This is a genomic window from Mesorhizobium sp. B263B2A, from assembly GCF_020165775.1.
Taxonomy (GTDB): domain Bacteria; phylum Pseudomonadota; class Alphaproteobacteria; order Rhizobiales; family Rhizobiaceae; genus Mesorhizobium; species Mesorhizobium opportunistum.
Genome location: NZ_JAIUIU010000011.1, coordinates 1 through 24,320, shown reverse-complemented (window position 1 = coordinate 24,320; position 24,320 = coordinate 1). Strand labels below are relative to the sequence as shown.

Genomic DNA, 24,320 nt, shown 5'->3' with positions numbered 1-24,320 from the left:
CCGGAAACCGGAAACAGATCGGACGCGTTTAATTGCAAGGCCTCGTGCCTTGCATTTTTTTTGTGCAATCATCTGGTTAGAGCGGCGAGTTGCCAGCTTACATGACCCAGCGTCAGCGCGGGGCGTGGTGGCATTTCAAGCCCATCCGCACCGCTCCGATGTCGGCTAAGCAGCCTTGCCGGGCGATCTACTTCGCTGGGGTCTGGCCGAAATCCGGCACGATGTGCGGGATATCGTTGAGGCTGTATCCCAGCCCGTGCGTCAGGCCATAGAAAATGCCCATCAGGATCGCCGTGGCGATGGTCGTGCGGATCACGGCGCGCAGCATATGCGGCCCGCGCGGCGCGCTTGGCACGGTGCCCAGCGTCACGTCGTGATCATCGTCCTGCGTCCTCACGCTGAACGGCAGCACAGCGAACAGCACCACCCACCAGGTCGCGAAAAACAGCGCGGTGAACGAAACCCAGCTCATGATTGCTCCAGTTCGATCAGCGCGCCGAAGAAATCCTTCGGGTGCAGGAACAGCACCGGCTTGCCATGCGCACCCAGCTTCGGATTGCCGTCGCCGAGCACGCGGGCGCCGGCGGCCTTGAGCTGGTCACGCGCGGCCAGGATATCGTCGACCTCGTAGCAGAGATGATGCATGCCGCCGGACGGGTTCTTCACCAGGAACGCGGCGATCGGCGAGCCCTCGCCAAGCGGCTCCAGCAATTCGATCTTGGTGTTGCCGACATCGACGAACACCACGGTAACGCCATGCTCCGGCAGCGCCTGCGGCTCGCTCACTGCGGCGCCAAGCGTGTTGCGGTAAGCAGCAATTGCCGCAGCCAGGTCCGGCACGGCGAGCGCGACATGGTTCAGCCGTCCGAGCATGTGCGAGCGATCACTCCTCTTTCCAGTGACTGCGTCATACGTCAAATCGACCGATATCAATAGCCATTCACGAGGCGCGCACTGTCGCACTTCGATGATCATTCTTCGAAATCACGATCGAGGCTGTTCCGATCGCCAGCCGCAAAGTACAAACGGCAATGTCCGATATCCGCCCTGCCCGCGCCCGCATCTTTCCTTTCGATCTTGGGTCATTCAAAGTTGCCGCCTTGCTCGATGCCGTCGATGTCCGCGACAACCTCGCATCGGCCTTCGCAGCTGGACAATCGCCAGGCGCGGCGCTCAAGCTCATGGCCTCGAACTTCATCGACCAGGACCGATACGAGCATTGTTTCATCCCGACGCTCGTCGACACCGGTTCCGAAAAGATCCTTTTCGACACCGGATGCGGAGACGAGGACAGTTCACTCCTCGACTGTTTGCAAGACCTTGGGCTCGGGGCGGATGACATTGATGTGGTGGTCATCACGCACGGCCACCCGGATCATATCGGCGGGCTCGTCAGGAATGGCGAACCCGTTTTCCGTCGGGCACGCTATGTGTTCGGCGCGGCCGAATTCGCTTTCTGGACCGAGGCAACAGCGGTCCGCGAGGCCAGATTGGCCAACCGTGATCTGTTCAGGCAGATTTGCACCGGGCTGGCCGACCAGGCAACATTCATAGCACCCGGAGATGAGGTGCTGCCCGGCGTCACTGCAATCGACGCCGCCGGTCACTCCCCCGGCCTCCTGGCATTTCTCGTCGAAAGCGGCGGCCAGCGATTGCTGATCTGGTCCGACGCCTTCCTGCACTATGTCGTGTCTGTCCAGCAGCCGGATTGGCATGCCGATTTCGATGATGACAAGCAACAGGCGGTCGAGACGCGCAAGCGGCTGCTGAAGATGGCCGCGGATCAGCGCCTGCTGGTCGCTGGCCACCACATGCCATTTCCAGGCCTGGGTTACATCGAATCGGCGAACGGTTCTTTTCGCTGGCTTCCGGTCAGCTATCAACTCAACGTGTAGCTGCCATTCTCACCTTGTGACGAACACCGTCACCAGCGGCTTCTTGCCCCAGGCCTCGTTGGCGGCGCCGCGCACCGCGCGCCGTACCGCCTCCTGCACCAGGTCGAGGTCCTTTCGGCGCTGGCGGGGGATCGAATCCACCGCGCCGACGGCCGCATCGATCATCAGGTCTTCCAGCGTCTCGCCACGCGCATCGGCCTCGGCGACGCCGATGGCGACCAGGTCGGGATCGCCGGCCAGTTCATATTTGTCGTCGAGCACGACATTGACCGCGACATGGCCGGCAAACGACAATTTGCGCCGATCGCGAATGCCCATCGCCTGGTCGGTGCCGATCAAATTGCCGTCCTTGTAGATGCGGCCGAACGGCACCTGGTCGATGATCGTGGCGGGACCGGGAGCGAGCCGCAGCATGTCGCCGTCGCGCACCTGCGCCACCTGGCCGATGCCGGAGGTCGACATCAGCGATCCCTGCGCCACCAGATGCGCGGCCTCGCCATGCACGGGAACGCCGATCTGCGGGCGCACCCATTCATACATCTTGCGCAGTTCGCTGCGGCGGGGATGGCCCGAGACATGCACCAGCGCGTCGCCGTCCTCGATGATCTTGATGCCGAGATCGATGAGGCGGTTCTTGATCTCGAGGATCGCCTTCTCGTTGCCGGGAATGGTGCGCGAGGAAAACACCACCGTGTCGCCCGCCGTCAGCGACACCGATTTCATCTCGTCACGCGACAGCTTGGCAAGCGCGGCCAGCGGCTCGCCCTGGCTGCCGGTGCAGATGATGACCAGGTTTTCGCGCGGGATGAAGCCAAAATCCTCCTCGGCGATGAACTCCGGCAGGCCGTCCATGTAGCCGAGCTCGCCGGCCACATCGATGACGCGCTTCAGCGAGCGGCCAAGCACCAGGCACTGGCGGCCCGCATCGCGTGCGGCTCTGGCGATGGAGACGATGCGCCCGACATTGGAGGAGAATGTGGTGACGGCGACGCGGCCCTTGGCGGCCTGGATGACACCCTTGAGACCCTCGCCCACGGCGACTTCCGAAGGCGACTCGCCTTCGCGCAGCGCGTTGGTCGAATCGCAGATCAGCGCCAGCACGCCCTTGTCGCCATAGGCACGGAAGCGCGCTTCGTCGGTCTTCGGCCCGATCGTCGGTTCCGGGTCGATCTTCCAGTCGCCGGTGTGGATGACGGTGCCGGCCGGCGAGGTGATCGCCAGCGACATCGGCTCGGGAATCGAGTGCGCGACCGGAATGGCCTCGATCTCGAACGGGCCGACGGTGAATTTCTCGCCCGCTCGATAGATCGTCAGCGGAATCTTCGGTGCGCCCTGTTCGCCTTGCCGCTTGGCTTCCAGCAGCCCGGCACTGAACGGCGTCATCCATACCGGCGCCTTCAGCTTCGGCCAGGTGTCGAGCAGCGCGCCGTAATGGTCCTCATGCGCATGGGTGATGATGATGCCGCGCAGGTTGGCGAGGTTCTCCTCGATGAAGCGCGTGTCGGGCAGGATCAGGTCGACGCCCGGATGCGCCGCATCGGGAAAGGTGACGCCGACATCGATGATGATCCATTCGCGCGCGCTCGGCGGGCCATAGCCGTAGAGGGCGAAGTTCATGCCGATCTCGCCAACGCCGCCGAGCGGCACGAAGACGAGTTCGGCGTTTTCCGCTTTCGCCATGATTTTTCCCTTCCTGGCCCTCAGGCCAAGCCGTTGAAGCAATTCCAGCAAAAGTGTGTAACGGCTTTCCCACCGGAATTGCGTAAAAACAAAACTATACCCGCGCGGATGCGACCGCGCCGAAATGCACATCGCCGGCGGCGATCGTCAAAACAGACCCGTCATCGTCGCGGATCACGAAACGGCAGTCCTCGTCAATGGTCTCGAACACGCCACGCACCACATTACCGTCAATTCTGACAGCAACCTCACCGCCAAGGCCCGCCGCGCGTGCCAGCCAGCGCCGCCGAATGGCTGCAAGGCCGCGCCCTTCATCCCAAAGCCGGGCATTCTCGCTCCAGGCATCCGACAGCGCCAGGAACAGCGTTTCGGCATCGCATGCCGCGCCCAATGCGTGAAGCGATGTCGCGGGATACGGCAAATCCTGCGGATGCGCCACAACATTGACGCCGATGCCGACCGCGACCGCGAAACGCCCACCGTCAAGCACGGCCGATTCCAGCAGGATGCCGGCAAGCTTGGCGCCGGAGGCCAGCACATCGTTCGGCCATTTCAGCTCGAAACGGTTTTGGCCCTGGCTGGCGCCGTCGAGGCCGATGGCGATGCGGCCCTTCGGCACCACGGCGTCGAGCGCATCGGCAAGCGCCAGGCCGGCAACGAAGCCGAGTGTCGCGGCAAGGCGAAGTTCGCCGCCGGTGAGGACGAGCAATGTCGCCGCCAGATTGCCTTCCGGCGTCGCCCAGACGCGGCCACGCCGCCCGCGCCCGCTTTCCTGCTTTTTGGAAACGACCCACAGCCTGCCCGGATCGCCTGCCCGGGCATGGTCCAACGCCAGCGCATTGGTGGAGCCGACGCTGTCATGCGCCTCGAGCCGGAACCCTTCCGACGCCGAGGTTGGAGCCAGCCGAAATGCCATGCCGTCTAGAAGAACGTCTTGGCGGCGGCTTCGGCATAGGTGCCGATCGGCCCGCCGATCAGCACGTAAAACAGCACGAAGGCGCCGCAGACGCCGAGCACGACGCGCAATTCCGTGGCCATCGGCACGAAACCGCCGACGGGTTCGTCGAACCACATGATCTTGATGATGCGCAGATAGTAATAGGCGCCCACCACCGAGGCCAGCACGCCGATGATCGCCAGCGCATAGAGGTTGGCGTTGATGGCGGCGAGGAAGACATACCACTTCCCCCAGAAGCCGGCGAGCGGCGGGATGCCGGCCAGCGAGAACATCAGGATGGTCAGGATCGTCGCCATGATCGGATTGGTCGACGACAGGCCGGCCAGGTCGCTGATCTGCTCGACATTGCCTTCCTTGCGCCGCATGGCGAGAATGAAGGCGAAGGTGCCGAGCGTCATCACCAGGTAGATCAGCATGTAGATGGCGACCCCGCGCACGCCGGCCTGGCTGTTGGCGGCAAGGCCGACCAGCGCGTAACCCATATGGCCGATCGAGGAATAGGCCATCAGCCGCTTGATGTTGGTCTGGCCGATGGCGGCGAAAGCGCCAAGCGCCATGGAGGCGATCGAGATGAAGACGATGATCTGCTGCCAGTCGGCGGCGATCGGCTTGAACGCACCCATGGTGACGCGCACGATCAGCGCCATTGCCGCCATTTTCGGCGCTGCCGCGAGGAAGGCCGTCACCGGCGTCGGCGCACCCTCATAGACGTCCGGCGTCCACATGTGGAACGGCACCGCCGAGATCTTGAAGGCAAGGCCGGCCAGCACGAAGACGAGCCCGACGACGAGGCCAAGCTGGCGCTCGCCGCCGCCGAGTGCGGTCGCGATCTCCTGGAAGCCGGTGTTGCCGGTGTAGCCGTAGACCAGCGAGATGCCATAGAGCAGCATGCCCGACGACAGCGCTCCCAGGACGAAGTACTTCAGGCCCGCCTCGGTCGAACGCAGATTGTCGCGGTTGATCGCCGCCAGCACGTAGATCGCCAGCGACTGCAGTTCGAGGCCGAGATAGAGCCCGATCATGCCGTTGGCCGAGATCATCAGCATCATGCCCAAGGTGCAAAGCAGGATCAGCACCGGATATTCGAACTTGTCGAAACGCTCCGCCTTGGCAAAGCGCATCGACATCACCAGCGTCACCGCCGAGCCGACCAGCGCCAGCACCTTCATGAAGCGGGCGAAGGAATCCTGGACGAAGGCGTTGCCGTAGGCGCTGCCCTGCCCCGTGGAAAAGATCAGCCAGGCGCCGGATATCACCAGCACGGCGACGGCAAGGCCGGTCACCGTGTTGGCGGTGTTGGCGCGCGAATACGCCCCGACCATCAGCAGCGCGAGCGCGCCGATGGCAAGGATCAGCTCGGGCGTCGAGAGCGACAGGCTGGAGAGAAGGTCCGGCGTCATGGTTCGCAAAACCTCTGGTCAGTTCGCCGCCGCGGTCTGCGCGGCGCCGATGGATGCGGTGACATTGGTGACGAGCGACTTGACCGATTGGGCCGTCGCGTCGAAGACGGGAGCGGGATAGACGCCGAAGAAGATGACCAGCACCACCAACGGGTATATGATGGCCTTCTCGCGCGGCGACAGGTCGAGCAGCCCCTTCAGGCTATCCTTGGTCAGCGCGCCGAAGATCACCCGGCGGTAGAGCCAGAGCGCGTAGGCGGCCGACAGGATGACGCCGGTGGCGGCGAAGAACGCGACCCAGGTGTTGACCCGGAACACGCCGAGCATGGTCAGGAACTCGCCAACGAAGCCTGACGTGCCGGGCAGGCCGACATTGGCCATGGTGAAGACCATGAATACGGTGGCGTATTTCGGCATGTTGTTGACGAGGCCGCCATAGGCGGCGATCTCACGCGTGTGCATGCGGTCGTAGATAACGCCGACGCATAGGAACAGCGCGCCCGAAACGAGGCCGTGGCTGAGCATCTGGAAGATCGCGCCCTGCACGCCTTCCTGGTTCATGGCGAAGATACCCATGGTGACGAAGCCCATATGGGCGACCGACGAATAGGCGATCAGTTTCTTCATGTCCTCCTGCATCAGCGCCACCAGCGAGGTGTAGATGATGGCGACGACGGAGAGCGTGAACACCAGCGGCGCGAACATCTCGGACGCCAGCGGGAACATCGGCAAGGAGAAGCGCAGGAAGCCGTACCCGCCCATCTTCAAGAGGATGGCGGCCAGGATGACCGAGCCGGCCGTCGGCGCCTCAACATGCGCGTCTGGCAGCCAGGTGTGCACCGGCCACATCGGCATCTTCACCGCGAAGGAGGCGAAGAAGGCGAGCCATAGCCATGTCTGCATGTTGGCCGGGAAGCTGTGGGTCAGAAGGGTCGGAATGTCGGTCGTGCCGGACTGATAGAACATCGCCATGATAGCGAGCAGCATCAGCACCGAGCCGGCGAGCGTGTAGAGGAAGAACTTGAACGAGGCGTAGACGCGCCGCTTGCCGCCCCAGACGCCGATGATGATGAACATCGGGATCAGGCCGGCTTCGAAGAAGACGTAGAACAGCACGATGTCGAGCGCGCAGAACACGCCGATCATCAGCGTCTCGAGCAGCAGGAAGGCGATCATGTAGGCCTTGACGCGCTTCTCGATCGATTCCCACGACGCCAGGATGCAAAGCGGCATCAGGAACGTCGTCAGGATGACGAACAGCATGGAAATGCCGTCGACACCCATATGGTAGGAGATGCCGGAATCGAGCCAGGCGGCCTTCTCGACGAATTGGAAGCCGGCCTGCGAATTGTCGAAGCCGGTCCAGATGAACAGCGAGATGATGAACGTGAACGTCGTCGTCAACAGCGCGATGGCGCGGATGTTGCGACGTGCGTTCTCGCTGTCATCATTGATGAACAGGATCAGCAGCACACCAACCAGCGGCAGGAAGGTGACCAGCGAGAGGATTGGCCAGGCGGTCATCAGAGCATCATCCAGGTGACGAATGCGGCAACGCCGATCAGCATGGCGAAGGCATAGTGATAGAGGTAGCCGGTCTGCAGCTTGACGACGCGGTTGGTGACGTCGACGACGCGCGCCGAAATGCCATCCGGCCCAAGCCCGTCGATGATGGTGCCATCGCCGGTCTTCCACAGGAAGGAACCAAGGCGCTTGGCCGGCCGCACGAACAGGAAGTCGTAGAGCTCGTCGAAGTACCACTTGTTGAGCAGGAAGGCGTAGAGCCCGCGATGCTGGGCGGCCAGATTGACGGGCATTTCCGGCGAGCGGATGTAGAATTTCCAGGCCAGCGCCAAGCCGATCAGCATGGCGATGAAGGGCGACAGCTCGACCCACAGCGGCAGCTCATGGATTTCGTGCAGGATGTTGTTGTCCGGCAGCGTGAACAGCGACGCCTTCCAGAACTCGGCATAGCCTTCGCCGATAAAGGAATTGTGGAAGATGATGCCGGCAAACAGCGCGCCGGCGGCCAGGATGAACAGCGGCACCAACATCACCGGCGGCGATTCATGGACATGGTGCATCACCTCGTGGCTCGCCCGCGGCTTGCCGTGGAAGGTCATGAAGATCAGCCGCCAGGAGTAGAAGGAGGTGAAGCCGGCGGCGATGACCAGCAGCACGAAGGCAAGGCCGGCGACCGAATTGTGGCTGGCAAAGGCGGTCTCGATGATGGCGTCCTTGGAGAAGAAGCCAGCGGTGCCGATGACGGTCACCGGGATGCCGACGCCGGTCAGCGCCAGCGTGCCGATCACCATCATCCAGTAGGTGGTCGGGATCAGCTTTCTCAAGCCACCCATCTTGCGCATGTCCTGCTCGTCGGAGACGGCATGGATGACCGAACCGGAGCCGAGGAACAGCAACGCCTTGAAGAAGGCGTGTGTGAACAGGTGGAAGATCGCGGCGCCATAGGCGCCGACGCCGAGCGCCACGAACATGTAGCCGAGCTGCGAACAGGTCGAATAGGCGATGACCCGCTTGATGTCGTTCTGGACGAGACCGACGGTCGCCGCGAAGAAGGCGGTGAAGGCGCCGATGAAGGTCACCACCGTCAGCGCCGAATGCGACAGCTCGAACAGCGGCGACAGCCGCGCCAGCATGAACACGCCGGCCGTCACCATGGTGGCGGCATGGATGAGCGCCGAGACCGGTGTCGGGCCTTCCATGGCGTCCGGCAGCCAGGTGTGCAGCGGCACCTGCGCCGACTTGCCCATGGCGCCCATGAACAGGAGCAGGCAGACGACGGTCATTGCCGCCTGCTTGTCGAGCGCATGGCCGAGGAAGGTGAGCACGGCCGCTCCTTGCGGCGCGCCTTCAGCGGGGACGAAGGTCGCCGCATTGGCGAAGATGGTGCCAAGGTTGACCGAGCCGAACAGCACGAACACGCCGAAGATGCCGAGCGCGAAACCGAAATCGCCGACGCGGTTGACGACAAAGGCCTTGATGGCGGCGGCATTGGCCGACGGCTTCTTGTACCAGAAGCCGATCAGCAGGTAGGACGCCAGCCCCACCCCTTCCCAGCCGAAGAACATCTGCACGAGGTTGTCGGCGGTCACCAGCATCAGCATGGCGAAGGTGAACAGCGACAGGTAGGCGAAGAAGCGCGGCCGGTTCGGATCGTGGTGCATGTAGCCGATCGAATAGATGTGAACCAGCGCCGAGACGGTGTTGACCACCACCAGCATCACCACCGTCAGCGTATCGATGCGCAGCGCCCAGGATACGTCGAGGCCGCCGGACTGGATCCAGTGCAGCACCGGCACGGTGAACACCTCGCCATGGCCGAAGCCGACGCTGAAGAAGGCGACCCACGACAGCACGGCCGAAATCACCAGGAAGCCGGAGGTGATGTATTCGGAAGCCTTGGCGCCGAGCGACGTGCCGAACAGGCCGACGATCAGAAAGCCGAGCAGTGGAAGGAAGACGATGGCCTGATACATGGTGGTTCCGTCAACCCTTCATCATGTTCACGTCTTCGACCGCGATCGAGCCGCGGTTGCGGAAGAAGACGACGAGAATGGCAAGTCCGATGGCGGCTTCGGCCGCTGCGACCGTCAGCACGAACAGCGCGAACACCTGGCCGACCAGATCGCCGAGCGCCGCCGAAAAGGCGACGAAGTTGATGTTGACTGCAAGCAGGATCAGCTCGACCGACATCAGGATGACGATGATGTTGCGGCGGTTCAGGAAGATGCCGAACACGCCGAGCGTGAACAGGATCGCCGATACGGTCAGATAATGTGCGATGCCAACGACCATCTCAGACTCCTTCGCCCGACTTGACCTTGCGGATTTCCATGCCGGTCGCCGGCGTGCGGCCGACCTGGGCTGCGATCGACTGCCGCTTGACCCCTTCCTTGTGGCGCAGCGTCAGCACGATGGCGCCGATCATGGCAACCAGCAGGATGAGGCCCGAAATCTGGAAGTAGTAGAGGTAGTCGGTGTAGAGGATGTCGCCGAGCGCGGCTGTGTTCGAACGCGCCGCGAGATCGGGAATCGGCTTGGCGACCGTCGAAGCGAGCTGCGGCGCGAAGGTGTAGCCGCCGAGCACCACGATCAGTTCCGCCGCAAGGATCAGCCCGACCAGAGCGCCGATCGGCGCGTATTGCAAGGCGCCTTCCTTCATCTCGGCGAAGTCGACGTCGAGCATCATGACGACGAACAGGAACAGCACCATCACCGCGCCGACATAGACGACGAGCAGGATCATCGCCAGGAACTCGGCGCCGGTCAGCATGAAGAGGCCGGCGGCGTTGAAGAAGGTCAGGATCAGGAACAGCACCGAATGCACGGGGTTGCGCGACGAAATGACCATGAACGCCGATGCCACCGCGACAAAGGCGAAGAGGTAGAAAAAGGCCGCCTCTAGTCCACTCAGCATTGGGGATCCCCCGGGTTCCTATCCGAAACAGGACAACCGTCCTGTTCGATTTTTGCCGCCGCCTCCGGCCGCAAGTTTCGTTGTGTCCTATCGCATGTTCCGATCGGGTTGAAAGGCCCGATCGACAGAAACATGCGACACTCTTTTAATCCGGAGGATGATCTGGTCCGAAAAGTCCGCAACTTTTCGGGATCATCCTTTGGACGAGGCCCCTCGCCCCGTCCACGCGTCGATATCAGCGGTAGGGCGAGTCCAGCGAGATGTTGCGCGCCAGTTCGCGCTCCCACCGGTCGCCATTCGCCAACAGCCTGTCCTTGTCGTAGTAGAGTTCCTCGCGCGTCTCCGTCGCGAATTCGAAATTCGGCCCCTCGACGATGGCGTCGACCGGGCAGGCTTCCTGGCAGAAGCCGCAATAGATGCACTTCACCATGTCGATGTCGTAGCGCACCGTGCGGCGCGTGCCGTCATTGCGGCGCGGGCCGGCCTCGATGGTGATCGCCTGCGCCGGGCAGATCGCCTCGCACAGCTTGCAGGCGATGCAGCGTTCCTCGCCATTGGGATAGCGGCGCAAGGCATGCTCGCCACGGAAGCGCGGGCTCACCGGCCCCTTCTCGTGCGGATAGTTGATCGTCTCCTTCGGCGCGAAGAACTGGCGCATCGACAGGAAGAAGGCGCTGACGAAATCCTGCAGCAGCAGCGATTTTGCGGCTTGGGACAAAGCGGACATCACGCAAACCCCGTGATCTTGAGGAAGGCGGCGGTGGCGACCACCATGAACAGTGAAATCGGCAGGAACACCTTCCAGCCCAATCGCATCAGCTGGTCGTAGCGGTAGCGCGGCACGAAGGCCTTGACCATGGAAATGCCGAAGAACACGAAACAGACTTTCAGCACGAACCAGATGACGCCCGGCACCCAGGTGAAGGGCGCGAAGTCGAAGGGCGGCAGCCAGCCGCCTAGGAACAGGATGGTGGCCAGCGCGCACATCAGCACGATGGCGACATACTCGCCCAGGAAGAACAGCAGGAACGGCGTCGACGAATATTCGACCATGTGGCCGGCGACCAGCTCCGATTCGGCTTCGACCAGGTCGAAGGGCGGCCGGTTCGTCTCGGCCAGCGCCGAGATGAAGAAGATGATGAACATCGGGAACAGGGCCAGCCAGTTCCAGTCGAGGAAGGTGTTGGGCAGGCCAAGCCGCGTGCCAAGCCCGCCTTGCTGCGACAGCACGATATCGCTGAGGTTGAGCGAACCGGCGGTGAGCAGCACGGTGACGATGACGAAGCCGATCGAGACTTCGTAGGACACCATCTGCGCCGCCGAACGCAGCGCGCCGAGGAACGGATATTTCGAGTTCGACGCCCAGCCGCCCATGATCACGCCATAGACCTCGAGCGAGGAGATGGCGAAGACATAGAGGATGCCGACATTGACGTTGGCGATAGCCCAGCCCTGGCTGACGGGAATGACCGCCCAGGCCGAGATCGCCAGCACCGCCGACACCAGCGGCGCCAGGAGGAACACGCCCTTGTTGGCGCCTGACGGGATGACCGGTTCCTTAAAGACGAACTTCAACAGGTCGGCGAAGGCCTGCAGCGTGCCCCAGGGGCCGACGACGTTCGGCCCGCGACGCAACTGCACCGCTGCCCAGATCTTGCGGTCAGCATAGAGGATGTAGGCGACGAAGATCAGCAGCACGACGATCAGCACCACTGATTTCAGCAGGATCAGCAGCGCCGGCAGCACGTAGAAGGAGAAGAAGGTGTCCATGCTTATTCCGCCGCCTGCTTGAAGCCGCTCTTGGCCAGTGCCGAGCATTCCGCCATCACGGCGGACGCCCGCGCGATCGGGTTGGTCAGGTAGAAATCCTTGACCGGCGAGGTGAAGGCGCCCTTGTTCAGCCGCCCGCCGAGCTTCGCCACCCCGGCGATGTCCTCGGCATTGCCGGCCGCGACCTGGTCGATGCGGGCCAGATGCGGGTATTCGCCATAGAGCTTGGCGCGCAGTTGCGGCAGCGAATCGAACGGCAACTTCTTGCCCAGCACGTCCGACAGCGCCCGCAGGATCGCCCAGTCCTCGCGCGCATCGCCCGGCGCGAAGCCGGCGCGGTTGGTCTGCTGCACGCGCCCTTCCGTGTTGACATAGGTGCCCGACTTTTCGGTGTAGGCGGCCGCCGGCAGGATGACATTGGCGCGGTGCGCGCCGGCGTCGCCATGGGTGCCGATATAGACGACGAAGGCGCCGCCGGTCTTGCTCATGTCGATCTCGTCGGCGCCGAGCAGGAACAGCACGTCCGTCTCGCCGAGCATGCCGGCGACGTTCTTGCCGCCCTCGCCCGGCACGAAGCCGAGATCCAGGCCGCCAACGCGCCCAGCCGCATTGTGCAGCACGGCAAAGCCGTTCCAGTCGGCCCGTGCGGCGTTCACCGCAGTGGCGAGCTTGGCTGCCTGGCCGAGCACGGCAGCACCGTCCGCGCGTGCCAATGCGCCCTGGCCGATGATGATCAGTGGGTGCGTGGCCTTCTTCAGCGTCTGGAAGAACTTGCCATTGCCGTCAGCCAGATCCTTCAGCGAATCCGGACCGGCACCGAGCAGTTCGTACTCGTAGCGGGTGTCGCCGATATCGCCGATGACGCCGACCGGCAGATTGCCGACCCGCCAGCGCTTACGGATGCGGGCATTCAGCACCGAGGCCTCGAAGCGCGGATTGGCGCCGATGATCAGCACCGCATCGGCCTGCTCGATGCCTTCGATGGTCGGGTTGAAGATGTAGCTGGCACGGCCGAGCGCCGGGTCGAGCGCGGCGCCATCCTGGCGGCAATCGGTGTTCCTGGAGCCGAGCGAAGCCATCAGCAGCTTCAGCGCGTAGATTTCCTCGACCGCGGCCAGATCGCCCGCGATGGCGCCGATCTTCTCGGGCGTCGTCTTCGACACAGCGTCCTTGATAGCGGCGAACGCGTCGGCCCAGCTTGCCGGAACCAGCTTTCCGTCTTTTCGCACATAGGGCCGGTCGAGACGCTGCGTGCGCAGGCCGTCCCAGATGAAGCGGGTCTTGTCGGAGATCCACTCCTCGTTCACCTGCTCGTTGACGCGCGGCAGGATGCGCATCACCTCGCGGCCTCTGCTATCGACTCGGATCGCCGAGCCGACGGCATCCATCACATCGATGGATTCGGTCTTGGTCAGCTCCCACGGCCGCGCCTGGAAGGCGAACGGCTTGGACGTCAGCGCGCCGACGGGGCAGAGATCGATGACATTGCCCTGCAGCTCCGATGTCATCGCGCTTTCGAGATAGGTGGTGATCTCGGCATCCTCGCCACGGCCGATCAGGCCGAGTTCGGAAATGCCGGCGACTTCGGTGGTGAAGCGGACGCAGCGCGTGCAGTGGATGCAGCGGTTCATCACCGTCTTGACCAGCGGGCCGATATATTTGTCTTCGACCGCGCGTTTGTTCTCGTGATAGCGCGAGGAATCGACGCCGAAGGCCATCGCCTGGTCCTGCAGGTCGCATTCGCCGCCCTGGTCGCAGATCGGGCAGTCGAGCGGATGGTTGATCAGCAGGAACTCCATCACGCCTTCCCGGGCCTTCTTGACCATCGGCGTGTTGGTGAAGATCTCCGGCGGCTCGCCATTGGGGCCCGGGCGCAGGTCGCGCACGCCCATGGCGCAGGAGGCCTGCGGCTTGGGCGGCCCGCCCTTGACCTCGATCAGGCACATACGGCAGTTGCCAGCGATCGACAGCCGCTCGTGGAAGCAGAAGCGCGGCACTTCCGCGCCCGCGTCTTCCGCCGCCTGCAGCAGCGTATAGTGGTCGGGTACAGTGATCTCTTTCCCGTCGACCTTGAGCTTTGCCATTCGCCTCAAACCCCTGCGGATTTCCCGCAATCTAATTTCCCGGGCGCGACAGACGCAGCGCCCGACATTTCATTCACTTCTTCGCGGACAGCACAGTTGCCTGGGCAGTCCAATCGTCACGGCCGATGCGGCCGTTGAACGACAGATAGTCGTCGACCCAGGCGATCTCCTGCGGCGACCAGGCCGCGATCTGGGCATACGTCCAGATGCCGAGCCCGTTCAGAACTTTCTCGAGCTTCGGCCCGATGCCCGATATCGCTTTTAAGTCCGAGGGCTTCGCCGGCTTGTCCATGGCCTTGGGCTGGCGGAAATCCTCGGGCAACAATGCGTCGGGGACGTCGCCCGTTGCCGGGCCGGCACTGGCCACCGGCGCCGTGGTGGCGGCTTCCTTGGCGGCAATGTCGGTGACTTCCTGCGCGAAGGACTGCGCCTCGGCAATCATGGTCTTCGCCGTCGCCCGCGCCTTGGTGGACGAAGAGTTCGCGTCCTCGAATCCTTCGACGCGCGCCTCGAAATCCTCGATCAGCGGCTGCATGAGGCGCTGTGATGCCTCGGCGGCTCCCGAAAGCGCGCCCAGCCAGACGCCGAACGCGTGGTTGGCGAGCCCGAGGCTCAAGGCCGACATCGCAGCGGCACCCGCGACAGGATGCGCGAAAAGGTTGACGGCACTGGCCATCTCCTTCGGCATCATCCTGGTCAGGTCCTGGTTCATCTTCTCGATCTGGTCCAAATTGGGCATCAATGGGTACGAATACGGCGCCATAGAAAGTTCTCCTGGTCGTTTCTTCGTTCGCCCCGCCCCGTTCGTCTCGTCCCGGGCTTTCGCCCGCGGTCACAAATTTATTCCGCAGCCACCATCACGGGCTCAGCCCGGTGCGCGTTGCGCGAAAACTCGTCGATGCGGCGCTCCACCTCGCCGCGGAAATGCCGCATCAGGCCCTGGATCGGCCACGCCGCCGCGTCGCCCAGCGCACAGATCGTGTGGCCCTCGACCTGCTTGGTGACGTCGAGCAGCATGTCGATCTCGCGCTTCTGCGCCTCGCCGCGCACCAGCCGCTCCATCACCCGCCACATCCAGCCGGTGCCTTCGCGGCACGGCGTGCACTGGCCGCAGCTCTCATGCTTGTAGAAATAGGACAACCGCGCGATCGCTTTCACCACATCGGTCGACTTGTCCATGACGATGACGGCCGCCGTGCCGAGACCGGACTTCAGGTCGCGCAGCGCATCGAAATCCATCGGCGTGTCGATGATCTGCTCGGCCGGCACCAGCGGCACCGAGGCGCCGCCCGGGATGACCGCCAAGAGATTGTCCCAGCCGCCGCGAATACCGCCGCAATGCGTCTCGATCAGCTCGCGGAACGGGATCGACATCGCCTCTTCGACGGTGCACGGATTGTTGACGTGGCCTGAGATGCAGAACAGCTTGGTGCCGACGTTGTTGGGCCGGCCGAAGGACGAGAACCAGGCCGCGCCGCGGCGCAGGATGGTCGGCGCCACCGCGATCGACTCGACATTGTTGACGGTGGTCGGACAGCCATAGAGGCCGACATTGGCCGGGAATGGCGGCTTCAGCCTGGGCTGGCCCTTCTTGCCTTCGAGGCTTTCGAGGAGTGCTGTCTCCTCGCCGCAGATATAGGCGCCGGCGCCGTGGTGCATGTAGATGTCGAAATCGTAGCCCGACGTATTGTTCTTGCCGATCAGCTTGGCCTCATAGGCCTCGTCGATGGCGCGCTGCAGCGCCTCGCGCTCGCGGATGAACTCACCGCGCACATAGATGTAGGCGGCGACCGCCCCCATGGCGAAGCCGGCGATGAAGGAGCCCTCGACCAGCGTGTGCGGATCGTTGCGCAAGATGTCTCGGTCCTTGCAGGTGCCGGGTTCGGATTCGTCGGCATTGACGACGAGGTAGCTCGGCCGGCCGTCGCTCTGCTTGGGCATGAACGACCATTTCAAGCCGGTCGGGAAGCCGGCGCCGCCACGGCCGCGCAGGCCCGACGCCTTCATCTCGTTGACGATCCACTCGCGCCCCTTGGCGATGATGCCGGGCGTGTTGTCCCAGGCGCCGCGCGCCATCGCGCCGGCCAGCGACTTGTCGAACAGGCCGTAGATGTTGTTGAAGATGCGGTCTTTGTCCTGAAGCATTTTTCGTCCCTCAGACCGGCTTCTTGCCGAAAACGCGGATGTATTCGGCGACACCGCCCTTGGCGAGCGCCTTGGCCTGCTTGACCCAGTCGTCGCGGTCGATGCGACCTTGGAAGGAAAGATAGCCGTCGACCCACTCGCGCTCGGCCTTCTTCCACGACGCGACCTGCGCGAAGGTGAAGATGCCCAGCGTATGCAGGATGCCTTCGATCTTGGGGCCGACGCCGGAGATCAGCTTGAGATCGTCGACCGCGGCCGGCCTGTCGATGCCGGCCGGACGGTTCTTGTCCTCAAGCGATGGTTTTGCCGGTTTTGCCACGGGCACCTTGGCCTCCGGCGCCTTGAAGGCGGAGGCCGGCTCGGCCTTGGCGATCGGCCCGCTGCGCTGCTTGGAAACCTTCTCGACCTCGGGGGCCGCCTTGTTCGCATTGACGGCCGAATGCCGCGGCGCCGAAACGCTCGCCGCCTTCTCCGCCGCCGGCGCCACCTTGGCCTTCGAGGGTGTCTTCAACGCCGGGCTGGTCTCGGGCGCATCGGTCTTCGGCTTGCTGGCATTGGACGGCGCGACAGGGGCGGTGGCGGGTGCCGGAACCGACGCCGCGATGATCGCGTCGGGCGCCGCCTTGGCGGCCTTGGCTGCTTCCCTGGCTTCCCGGTCGCGGGTCGACTTGAGGATCGCCTTTTCGTTCTTCAGCGTGGTGAGGCCGGTGGCCGGTTCCGAGCCGGTGCGGCCGTTCTGCGGCCCCGGCGCCACCGAGGCGCCCTTGCCCGCGTCATAGAGGTCGATGATTTCGGCCAGCCGTTCCGGCGTCAAATCCTCGAACGTGTCTTTGAAGACCATGACCATCGGTGCGTTGACGCAGGCGCCGAGGCACTCGACCTCCTCCCACGACAAGGTGCCCTTGTCGTTGGTGTGGAACTGGTCGTGATGGATTTTCGAGCGGCAGACATCCATCAGCGCTTCCGAGCCGCGCAGCATGCAGGGCGTGGTGCCGCAGACCTGGATGTGCGCGCGCGTGCCAACGGGATTGAGCTGGTATTGCGTGTAGAAGGTCGCGACCTCGAGACCGCGGATACGCGGCATGCCGAGCATGTCCGAAATCGTCTCGATCGCCGCCTTGGTGACCCAGCCTTCCTGCTCCTGCGCTATCATCAGAAGCGGGATGATCGCCGACTGCTCGCGGCCCTTCGGGTATTTCTTGATCCATTGCTTCGCTACGGCCGCATTCGCCCGGTTGAAGGCGAAGGAGGCTGGCTGGACGCTGGCTTCTGCGAGACGGCGGACTGACATTTAGCGATCGACCTCACCAAACACGATGTCGAGGGAGCCAAGAACGGCGGTGACGTCGGCCAGCATGTGGCCGCGGCACAGGAAATCCATGGCCTGCAGATGCGCGAAGCCGGGCGCGCGCAGCTTGCAGCGATAGGGCTTGTTGGTGCCGTCGGAGACCAGGTAGACGCCGAACTCGCCCTTCGGCGCCTCGACGGCCGCATAGACTTCGCCGGCCGGCACGCGATAGCCCTCGGTGTAGAGCTTGAAGTGGTGGATGAGCGCTTCCATCGAGCGCTTCATCGCCTGGCGCTTCGGCGGCACCACCTTGCCGTCGAGGTTCGACACCGGTCCGGTGCTTTCCTTGCCGAGCAGGAGATCGACACACTGGCGCATGATCTTCGCGGACTGCCGCATCTCTTCCATGCGCACCAGGTAACGGTCGAAACAGTCGCCGTTCTTGCCGATCGGAATGTCGAAATCCATTTCCGAATAGCATTCGTAGGGCTGCGACTTGCGCAGGTCCCAAGGCGAGCCCGAGCCGCGCACCATGACGCCCGAAAAACCCCAGGCCCAGGCATCGGCCAGCGAAACAATGCCGATATCGACATTGCGCTGCTTGAAGATGCGGTTGCCGGTCAGCAGCTTGTCGAGATCGTCAAGCGACTTCAGGAACGGGTCGATCCACTTGCCGATATCCTCGACCAGCTGGCGCGGCAGGTCCTGGTGGACGCCGCCGGGACGGAAATAGGCGGCATGCATGCGCGAGCCGGAAGCGCGCTCATAGAACACCATCAGCTTTTCGCGCTCGACGAAGCCCCACAGCGGCGGCGTCAGCGCGCCGACGTCCATGGCCTGCGTCGTCACATTGAGGATATGCGACATGATGCGGCCGATTTCGCAGTAGAGCACGCGGATCAACTGGCCGCGCCTCGGCACTTCGATGCCAAGCAGGCGCTCGGCGGCCAGCGCAAAGGCATGCTCCTGGTTCATCGGCGCGCAATAATCGAGCCGGTCGAGATAAGGCACCGCCTGCAGATAGGTCTTGGCCTCGATCAGCTTTTCCGTGCCGCGATGCAGGAGCCCGATATGCGGATCGACGCGATCGACGACTTCGCCGTCGAGTTCGAGAACAAGGCGCAAAACGCCGTGCGCCGCAGGGTGTTGCGGTCCAAAGTTGATGTTGAAATTGCGGACGGAGGTTTCAGCCATTTACTGCTTTGCCTTCTCGTCACCCGGCAGCACGTAGTCCGTACCTTCCCACGGGGACAAAAAATCGAAATTGCGGAATTCTTGCTTGAGCTCGACCGGCTCGTAGATGACGCGCTTGGCTTCGTCGTCGTAACGCACTTCGACAAAACCGGTCAGCGGGAAATCCTTGCGCAGCGGATGGCCTTCGAAGCCGTAGTCGGTCAACAGGCGGCGCAGATCGGGATGGCCCGAGAACAGCACGCCATAGAGATCGTAGGTCTCGCGCTCGAACCAGTCGGCACCAGGAAAGACGCCGGTGATCGACGGCACCATCGTCTCCTCGTCGGCCTGCACCTTGACGCGGATGCGCACATTCTGCCTCGGCGACAATAGATGATAGACGACGTCGAAGCGCTTGGCCCGCGACGGATAATCGGCACCGCAGACATCGATGATAGAAATGAACTGGCAGCGTGCGTCGTCGCGAAGGAAGGTTACCACCTCGACCAGGTTTTGCGGCTCGACGTGAACGGTAAGCTCGCCATAGGCAAGCACCGCGTCACTGAAGCGGCCAGGCAGCTTCTCGCCGAGATAGGTCGACAGTTCGCTAAGGGATGCGGCCATGAATTTACCGTTCGATCGTGCCGGTGCGGCGGATCTTCTTCTGCAGCAGAAGAATGCCGTAGAGCAGGGCTTCGGCGCTCGGCGGGCAGCCGGGCACATAGATGTCCACCGGCACGACACGGTCGCAGCCGCGCACCACCGAATAGGAATAGTGGTAGTAGCCGCCGCCATTGGCGCACGAGCCCATCGATATGACGTAGCGTGGCTCCGGCATCTGGTCGTAGACCTTGCGCAGCGCCGGCGCCATCTTGTTGGTCAGCGTGCCGGCGACGATCATGATGTCGGACTGGCGCGGCGACGCGCGCGGCGCGACGCCGAACCGCTCCGAGTCATAACGCGGCATCGAGGTATGGATCATCTCGACCGCGCAGCACGCCAGACCGAAGGTCATGAACATCAGCGAGCCGCTGCGCGCCCAGGTGATCAGCGCCTCGGTCGAGGTGACCAGGAAACCCTTGTCGGCAAGCTCGTTGTTGATTTCGAGGAAGAAGGGATCGTCCTGTCCCACCGGCTTGCCGGTGTTGGGATCGATGATACCCTTGGGCTTCGGCGCGACGAGGGTGCCTGAACTGTCGTTCAATCCCATTCCAGCGCTCCTTTTTTCCATTCATAGGCAAAGCCGATGGTCAGCACTGCCAAAAACACCATCATCGACCAGAAACCGAGCATGCCGATCTTCGAGAAGGACACCGCCCAGGGAAACAGGAAGGCCACTTCCAGATCGAAGATGATGAACAGGATCGACACCAGGTAGAAGCGGATGTCGAATTTCATGCGGGCATCGTCGAACGAGTTGAAACCGCACTCGTAGGCGGAAAGCTTTTCGGGATCGGGGTTGCGGTACGCCACCAGGAACGGTGCGGCCAGCAGCGCCAGGCCGACGACCAGCGCCACGCCGATGAACAGGACGATGGGCAGGTACGAACTGAGAAGTGCGTTCATGCAGCGGCTTTCCGTTGGCGCCAATCCATTTTGATTACAGCACCGGACCTTAATGCGGAAGCGTGACAGTTTAACCGCTGAACCGTTTTAAGGGGCCTATGCTGCAACGCGGCGAGGGTTAGCGCAGCACTTCCAGCGAAGCAAGTCAAACCTTGTTCAAAAGGCGGTGCTGGACGGCATATACGGAGAAACTGGTCCGATACGCTCCTGTTTGATTTCCTTCTCTTTTTACTCCACTTTTCTCTCCTGACATGGATGCCGCCAAAACCCTGCTAGCATGGGCAGGAATCACCCATCAAACGACGTCAACGAGTTACAAGAGTCGCATCCGAATGAAGGAAAAAATCTCGCTTGCCACCGCCCGGCGCATCGCGCTCGCCGCTCAAGGCTTTCTCGACCCCCGCCCCAATGGCACGCCCGACCGCCGTCATTTCGCCCGCGTTCTGTCGCGCACCGGCCTGCTGCAGATCGATTCCGTAAGCGCGGTGGTGCGCGCGCATTATATGCCGCTCTATTCGCGCCTTGGCCCCTACCCGCTCGCTCTGCTCGACAACGCCGCCGTCACCCGCAAGCGCACGGTGTTCGAATACTGGGCGCACGAGGCCTCCTTCCTGCCGGTGGAGACCTGGCCGCTGATGCGCTGGCGCATGCAGCGCGCCGAGCAAGGCAAAGAGATGTATTTGGGGCTGGCCAAATGGGGCCGTGAGCACGCCGCCTATATAGAAGAGATTTACCGAGAGGTCGTCGCGCGCGGCCCGATCGCCGCTTCCGCGTTGGAAGGCCAGAAAGGCTCGGGCGGCTGGTGGGGCTGGAGCCATGCCAAGCATGCCTTCGAATGGCTGTTCTGGGCCGGGCGCATCACCACGGCGCACCGCCGCGGATTCGAGCGCTTCTATGACCTGCCCGAGCGCGTGCTGCCGCAGGCGATCCTCGATCTGCCCGTACCGGCCGCCGAGGACGCGCACCGCGAATTGCTGCGCATCTCCGCCCGCGCCCATGGCGTGGCGACATCAGGCGATTTGCGCGACTATTTCCGCCTGTCCCCCGCCGACATGAAGGGCCGCCCGGAGGAATTGGTCGAACTCGGTGAGCTGCTGCCTGTGCGCGTCGAAGGCTGGGATAAGCCCGCTTACCTGCACAAGGATGCCCGTCTGCCCAGGAAAATCGACGCCCGTGCCTTGCTGGCCCCGTTCGATCCTGTGGTCTTCGAACGCTCGCGCTCGGAACGGCTGTTCGATTTTCACTACCGCATCGAGATCTACACGCCGGCCGAAAAGCGCCAATATGGCTACTACGTCCTACCCTTCCTGCTCGGCGACAGGATCGTGGCGCGCGTCGACCTCAAGGCCGATCGGCCGGCGAGTGTGCTACGCGTCCACGCGGCCTATGCCGAGCCCAAGGCGCCAGCGGAAACCGCCGCCCAGCTTTTCGAGGAATTGAAGCAAATGCAGGGCTGGCTCGGGCTTGAGCGCATGGAAGTGACGCCCGCTGGCGACCTCGGACAGTCACTTGCCGACATCGCCATGTCGTAGGCCCGCGTTGACAGTCCTGCCCGCAACAGCCTAAATCCGCTCCAGACGGTCCCTTCTCTTCAAAGAGAGGGGCTAAGAGGGAATGCGGTGCGGGATGAAAAATCTCAAATCCGCGGCTGTCCCCGCAACTGTAAGCGACGAGCCAAGGCCGAAAGCCACTGGGAATTCCCGGGAAGGCGGCTAACCAAGGCGATGACCCGCGAGCCAGGAGACCTGCCGTCTGCGACAACATAATCCGATCGCCCGGCGGGTTTCCGGGCAAGGAGCCCGGTTTTTGGACCAGAACAGCAGTTTTTCGGCTGGCACAGCGGACAATTCGTCCGCCCACAGCGATGCCTTGTCCGGCGTCACCGTGATCATCTGTGCCTCGTGCCGTGACGAAACCGGCTCCGACGCCCATCCCCGCGCCGGCGAACTGCTGGCTGAGGATACGCGCAACGCCGCCTCGGGCGAAGATATCCGCGTCCGTACCGTCGAATGCCTCGGCAATTGCAAGCGCCGGCTGAGCGCCGCCATCCTGCGCGACGGCTGCTGGAGCTATGTCTTCGGCGACCTGACCACGGCCAGCGGCGCCGACCTTGTCGCCGGCGCAAAGCTGTTCGCCACCTCGACCGACGGCCTCATTCCGTGGCGTGGCCGGCCCGATAGCCTCAAGCGTGGCCTCGTTGCCCGCATCCCTCCCCTCGACATGCTGAAGGACTGACCATGATTGCTCCAGATTCGTCCGCCAACCTTTCTCGCGTTCCCTGCACCGTCGTCACCGGCTTTCTCGGCGCGGGCAAGACGACACTGGTCCGCCATCTCCTGGAAAACGCCGGCGGCAAACGCATTGCCATCATCGTCAACGAGTTCGGCGACATCGGCATCGACGGCGAGATTTTGAAGGGCTGCGGCATCGACACCTGCCCGGAGGAAAACATCGTCGAACTGGCCAATGGCTGCATCTGCTGCACCGTCGCCGACGATTTCGTGCCGGCGCTCGACCAGATCCTGGCGCTGACGCCGAAGGTCGACCACATCCTGATCGAGACTTCGGGCCTGGCTCTGCCCAAGCCGCTGGTCCAGGCCTTCCAGTGGCCGACGGTGAAAAGCCGCGTCACGGTCGACGGCGTCATCGCCGTGGTCGATGGCCCGGCGCTGGCCGAAGGCCGCGTCGCCAACGACATGGACGCGCTGCAGGCGCAGCGCGCTCAGGATGAGAGCCTCGACCATGACGACCCGGTCGAGGAAGTGTTCGAGGACCAGATCGCCTGCGCCGACCTGATCATCCTGTCGAAGAGCGACCTGATGGACGCCGCAGGCTCAGCCCGCGCCAACGCCATCATCAACGAACACTCCGCCCGCGCCGTGAAGATCGTGCCGACCTCGCATGGCAAGGTCGATCCCTCCGTGCTGCTCGGCCTCGGCCTCGCCGTCGAGGACGACATCGAGAACCGCAAATCCCATCATGACGGCGCGTTCGACCACGAGCATGACGACTTCGACACCTTCATCGTCGACATTCCCTCGATCGCCAATCCCGACGAACTGGCAAAACGCGTCGCCAACGCCGCCGAGCAGGAAAACGTGCTGCGCGTCAAAGGTTTCGTCGAGGTCGGCGGCAAGCCGATGCGGCTCTTGCTGCAGGCGGTCGGCCCGCGCGTCAATCATTACTATGACCGCGCCTGGACGGCCGAGGACGATCGTCGTTCGCGCCTCGTCGTCATCGGTCTCAAGGGGCTGAACCGCCCGGCGATCGAACGTATACTCGCCGGCTGATCTCGGACGCGGGCCGCGATGCACATCCTCACCACGACTTCCGCCTCGCTCGACGATCTCGCCGAGCCGGTCGACCTGCGGCAGACGCCGGCGGATATCGTGGCGCTGTCCTTCACCGACAGCGATCTGGCCGGACTTGCGGCGGCGTGGAAGGCCGACGCTGGCCGCTTGCCCTCGATGCGGCTCGCCGCACTGCGCGACCTGCGTCATCCCATGTCCGTCGACCTCTGGGTCGACAGCGTCGCCCGCCATGCCAAGATTATCCTCGTGCGCATCCTCGGCGGCCACGACTGGTGGCGCTACGGCTGCGACCAGCTCGCCGCGACCGCCCGCGCGCACGGCATTAAACTGGCGCTGCTGCCCGGTGAGAGCCACGACGAGGATCTCCGCCTCATCGAAGCCTCAACGCTGCCGCGCGAGGAGTTGGATAGCCTGCTCGGCTATTTCCGCGAGGGCGGCCCGGCCAATATGAGTGCGCTGGTGCGGAGGCTGGCGGGGCTGGCTGGGCAGGATGTGACGACTGTCGAACCGGTCGAAGTTCCAAAAGCCGGCTACTATGAGCCAAGTCGCGGCGTCGTCCCCCTCCCCCTCGAGGGGAGGGTCCGGCCGCAGGCCCGGGGGGGGGGCCGCGCC

23 protein-coding genes, 1 pseudogene and 1 riboswitch are annotated in these 24,320 nt (G+C 63.5%); of the genes and pseudogenes, 5 read left to right on the top strand and 19 right to left on the bottom strand.

The genetic code is table 11. The features are described from left to right. Positions 1-187: 187 nt before the first annotated feature. Together LB568_RS18090 and mce are read right to left on the bottom strand one after the other, a co-directional pair. Positions 188-472: a DUF1467 family protein gene (locus LB568_RS18090; RefSeq protein WP_010910093.1), complete on the bottom strand. Its 285-nt coding sequence runs from the start codon at positions 470-472 to the stop codon at positions 188-190. Then, positions 469-873, bottom strand: a complete 405-nt coding sequence (gene mce / locus LB568_RS18085; RefSeq protein ID WP_224730837.1) for a methylmalonyl-CoA epimerase — start codon at positions 871-873, stop codon at positions 469-471. Before mce ends, LB568_RS18090 begins: the two co-directional genes overlap by 4 nt. Positions 874-1,100: 227 nt before the next feature. Between mce and LB568_RS18080 the strand changes: the two genes are divergently transcribed. After that, positions 1,101-1,895 (top strand): MBL fold metallo-hydrolase, encoded by a 795-nt coding sequence (locus tag LB568_RS18080; protein WP_224730836.1) that lies wholly within the window; start codon positions 1,101-1,103, stop codon positions 1,893-1,895. 9 nt (positions 1,896-1,904) lie between these two features. Here LB568_RS18080 and LB568_RS18075 read toward each other — a convergent pair whose 3' ends face one another. The 17 genes from LB568_RS18075 to LB568_RS17995 form a co-directional block, all read right to left on the bottom strand. Continuing rightward, the gene (locus LB568_RS18075) at positions 1,905-3,575 is read right to left on the bottom strand and encodes a ribonuclease J (RefSeq protein WP_013894824.1); all 1,671 of its coding nucleotides are present in this window, start codon (positions 3,573-3,575) and stop codon (positions 1,905-1,907) included. 94 nt (positions 3,576-3,669) lie between these two features. Further along, complete coding sequence (locus LB568_RS18070) at positions 3,670-4,491, bottom strand: biotin--[acetyl-CoA-carboxylase] ligase (protein ID WP_013894823.1); 822 nt, start codon at positions 4,489-4,491, stop codon at positions 3,670-3,672. A 5-nt stretch (positions 4,492-4,496) separates the two neighbouring features. Next, positions 4,497-5,933, bottom strand: coding sequence for an NADH-quinone oxidoreductase subunit NuoN (gene nuoN, locus LB568_RS18065; protein ID WP_013894822.1), 1,437 nt, complete (start codon positions 5,931-5,933; stop codon positions 4,497-4,499). Positions 5,934-5,951: 18 nt separating this feature from the next. Further along, positions 5,952-7,457 (bottom strand): NADH-quinone oxidoreductase subunit M, encoded by a 1,506-nt coding sequence (locus LB568_RS18060; RefSeq protein ID WP_224730835.1) that lies wholly within the window; start codon positions 7,455-7,457, stop codon positions 5,952-5,954. Beyond that, entirely contained in the window at positions 7,457-9,430 is a 1,974-nt protein-coding gene (gene nuoL, locus LB568_RS18055; RefSeq protein ID WP_140576000.1) for an NADH-quinone oxidoreductase subunit L, read from the bottom strand. The genes LB568_RS18060 and nuoL overlap by 1 nt, the downstream gene beginning before the upstream one ends. 10 nt (positions 9,431-9,440) lie before the next feature. Beyond that, positions 9,441-9,749 (bottom strand): NADH-quinone oxidoreductase subunit NuoK, encoded by a 309-nt coding sequence (gene nuoK / locus LB568_RS18050; protein WP_013894819.1) that lies wholly within the window; start codon positions 9,747-9,749, stop codon positions 9,441-9,443. Position 9,750: 1 nt separating this feature from the next. After that, entirely contained in the window at positions 9,751-10,371 is a 621-nt protein-coding gene (locus LB568_RS18045; protein WP_013894818.1) for an NADH-quinone oxidoreductase subunit J, read from the bottom strand. A gap of 235 nt (positions 10,372-10,606) precedes the next feature. Continuing rightward, positions 10,607-11,098 (bottom strand): NADH-quinone oxidoreductase subunit NuoI, encoded by a 492-nt coding sequence (gene nuoI, locus LB568_RS18040; protein ID WP_023763316.1) that lies wholly within the window; start codon positions 11,096-11,098, stop codon positions 10,607-10,609. After that, on the bottom strand, positions 11,098-12,141 hold the full coding sequence (gene nuoH, locus LB568_RS18035) for an NADH-quinone oxidoreductase subunit NuoH (RefSeq protein ID WP_023763315.1): 1,044 nt from the start codon (positions 12,139-12,141) through the stop codon (positions 11,098-11,100). Before nuoH ends, nuoI begins: the two co-directional genes overlap by 1 nt. A gap of 2 nt (positions 12,142-12,143) precedes the next feature. After that, complete coding sequence (gene nuoG / locus LB568_RS18030; protein WP_140576003.1) at positions 12,144-14,225, bottom strand: NADH-quinone oxidoreductase subunit NuoG; 2,082 nt, start codon at positions 14,223-14,225, stop codon at positions 12,144-12,146. A gap of 73 nt (positions 14,226-14,298) precedes the next feature. After that, positions 14,299-14,988, bottom strand: coding sequence for an NADH-ubiquinone dehydrogenase (locus tag LB568_RS18025; RefSeq protein WP_224730834.1), 690 nt, complete (start codon positions 14,986-14,988; stop codon positions 14,299-14,301). A gap of 77 nt (positions 14,989-15,065) precedes the next feature. Beyond that, positions 15,066-16,370 carry an NADH-quinone oxidoreductase subunit NuoF gene (gene nuoF / locus LB568_RS18020; protein ID WP_013894812.1) on the bottom strand — a complete coding sequence of 435 codons (1,305 nt, stop codon included), beginning with the start codon at positions 16,368-16,370 and terminating at the stop codon, positions 15,066-15,068. A 10-nt stretch (positions 16,371-16,380) separates the two neighbouring features. Then, positions 16,381-17,661: an NADH-quinone oxidoreductase subunit E gene (locus tag LB568_RS18015; RefSeq protein WP_013894811.1), complete on the bottom strand. Its 1,281-nt coding sequence runs from the start codon at positions 17,659-17,661 to the stop codon at positions 16,381-16,383. After that, positions 17,662-18,852 carry an NADH-quinone oxidoreductase subunit D gene (locus tag LB568_RS18010; protein ID WP_013894810.1) on the bottom strand — a complete coding sequence of 397 codons (1,191 nt, stop codon included), beginning with the start codon at positions 18,850-18,852 and terminating at the stop codon, positions 17,662-17,664. It lies immediately after the preceding gene. Next, positions 18,853-19,455 carry an NADH-quinone oxidoreductase subunit C gene (locus LB568_RS18005; protein ID WP_013894809.1) on the bottom strand — a complete coding sequence of 201 codons (603 nt, stop codon included), beginning with the start codon at positions 19,453-19,455 and terminating at the stop codon, positions 18,853-18,855. Between the two features lie 4 nt (positions 19,456-19,459). Then, on the bottom strand, positions 19,460-20,041 hold the full coding sequence (locus LB568_RS18000; RefSeq protein WP_013894808.1) for a NuoB/complex I 20 kDa subunit family protein: 582 nt from the start codon (positions 20,039-20,041) through the stop codon (positions 19,460-19,462). Further along, positions 20,032-20,397 (bottom strand): NADH-quinone oxidoreductase subunit A, encoded by a 366-nt coding sequence (locus LB568_RS17995; RefSeq protein ID WP_010910112.1) that lies wholly within the window; start codon positions 20,395-20,397, stop codon positions 20,032-20,034. The genes LB568_RS18000 and LB568_RS17995 overlap by 10 nt, the downstream gene beginning before the upstream one ends. A 332-nt stretch (positions 20,398-20,729) precedes the next feature. Here LB568_RS17995 and LB568_RS17990 point away from each other — a divergent pair, with 332 nt between their 5' ends. The 4 genes and pseudogenes from LB568_RS17990 to LB568_RS17975 all read left to right on the top strand — a co-directional run. Further along, positions 20,730-21,929, top strand: a complete 1,200-nt coding sequence (locus LB568_RS17990) for a winged helix-turn-helix domain-containing protein (RefSeq protein WP_224730833.1) — start codon at positions 20,730-20,732, stop codon at positions 21,927-21,929. Between the two features lie 29 nt (positions 21,930-21,958). Continuing rightward, a riboswitch (cobalamin riboswitch) is annotated at positions 21,959-22,165 on the top strand. Positions 22,166-22,203: 38 nt separating this feature from the next. Then, complete coding sequence (locus LB568_RS17985) at positions 22,204-22,632, top strand: DUF1636 family protein (protein ID WP_224730832.1); 429 nt, start codon at positions 22,204-22,206, stop codon at positions 22,630-22,632. 2 nt (positions 22,633-22,634) lie between these two features. After that, the gene (gene cobW, locus LB568_RS17980) at positions 22,635-23,687 is read left to right on the top strand and encodes a cobalamin biosynthesis protein CobW (protein ID WP_224730831.1); all 1,053 of its coding nucleotides are present in this window, start codon (positions 22,635-22,637) and stop codon (positions 23,685-23,687) included. Between the two features lie 18 nt (positions 23,688-23,705). Beyond that, positions 23,706-24,320, top strand: a pseudogene (locus LB568_RS17975) (cobaltochelatase subunit CobN); the annotation flags it as partial.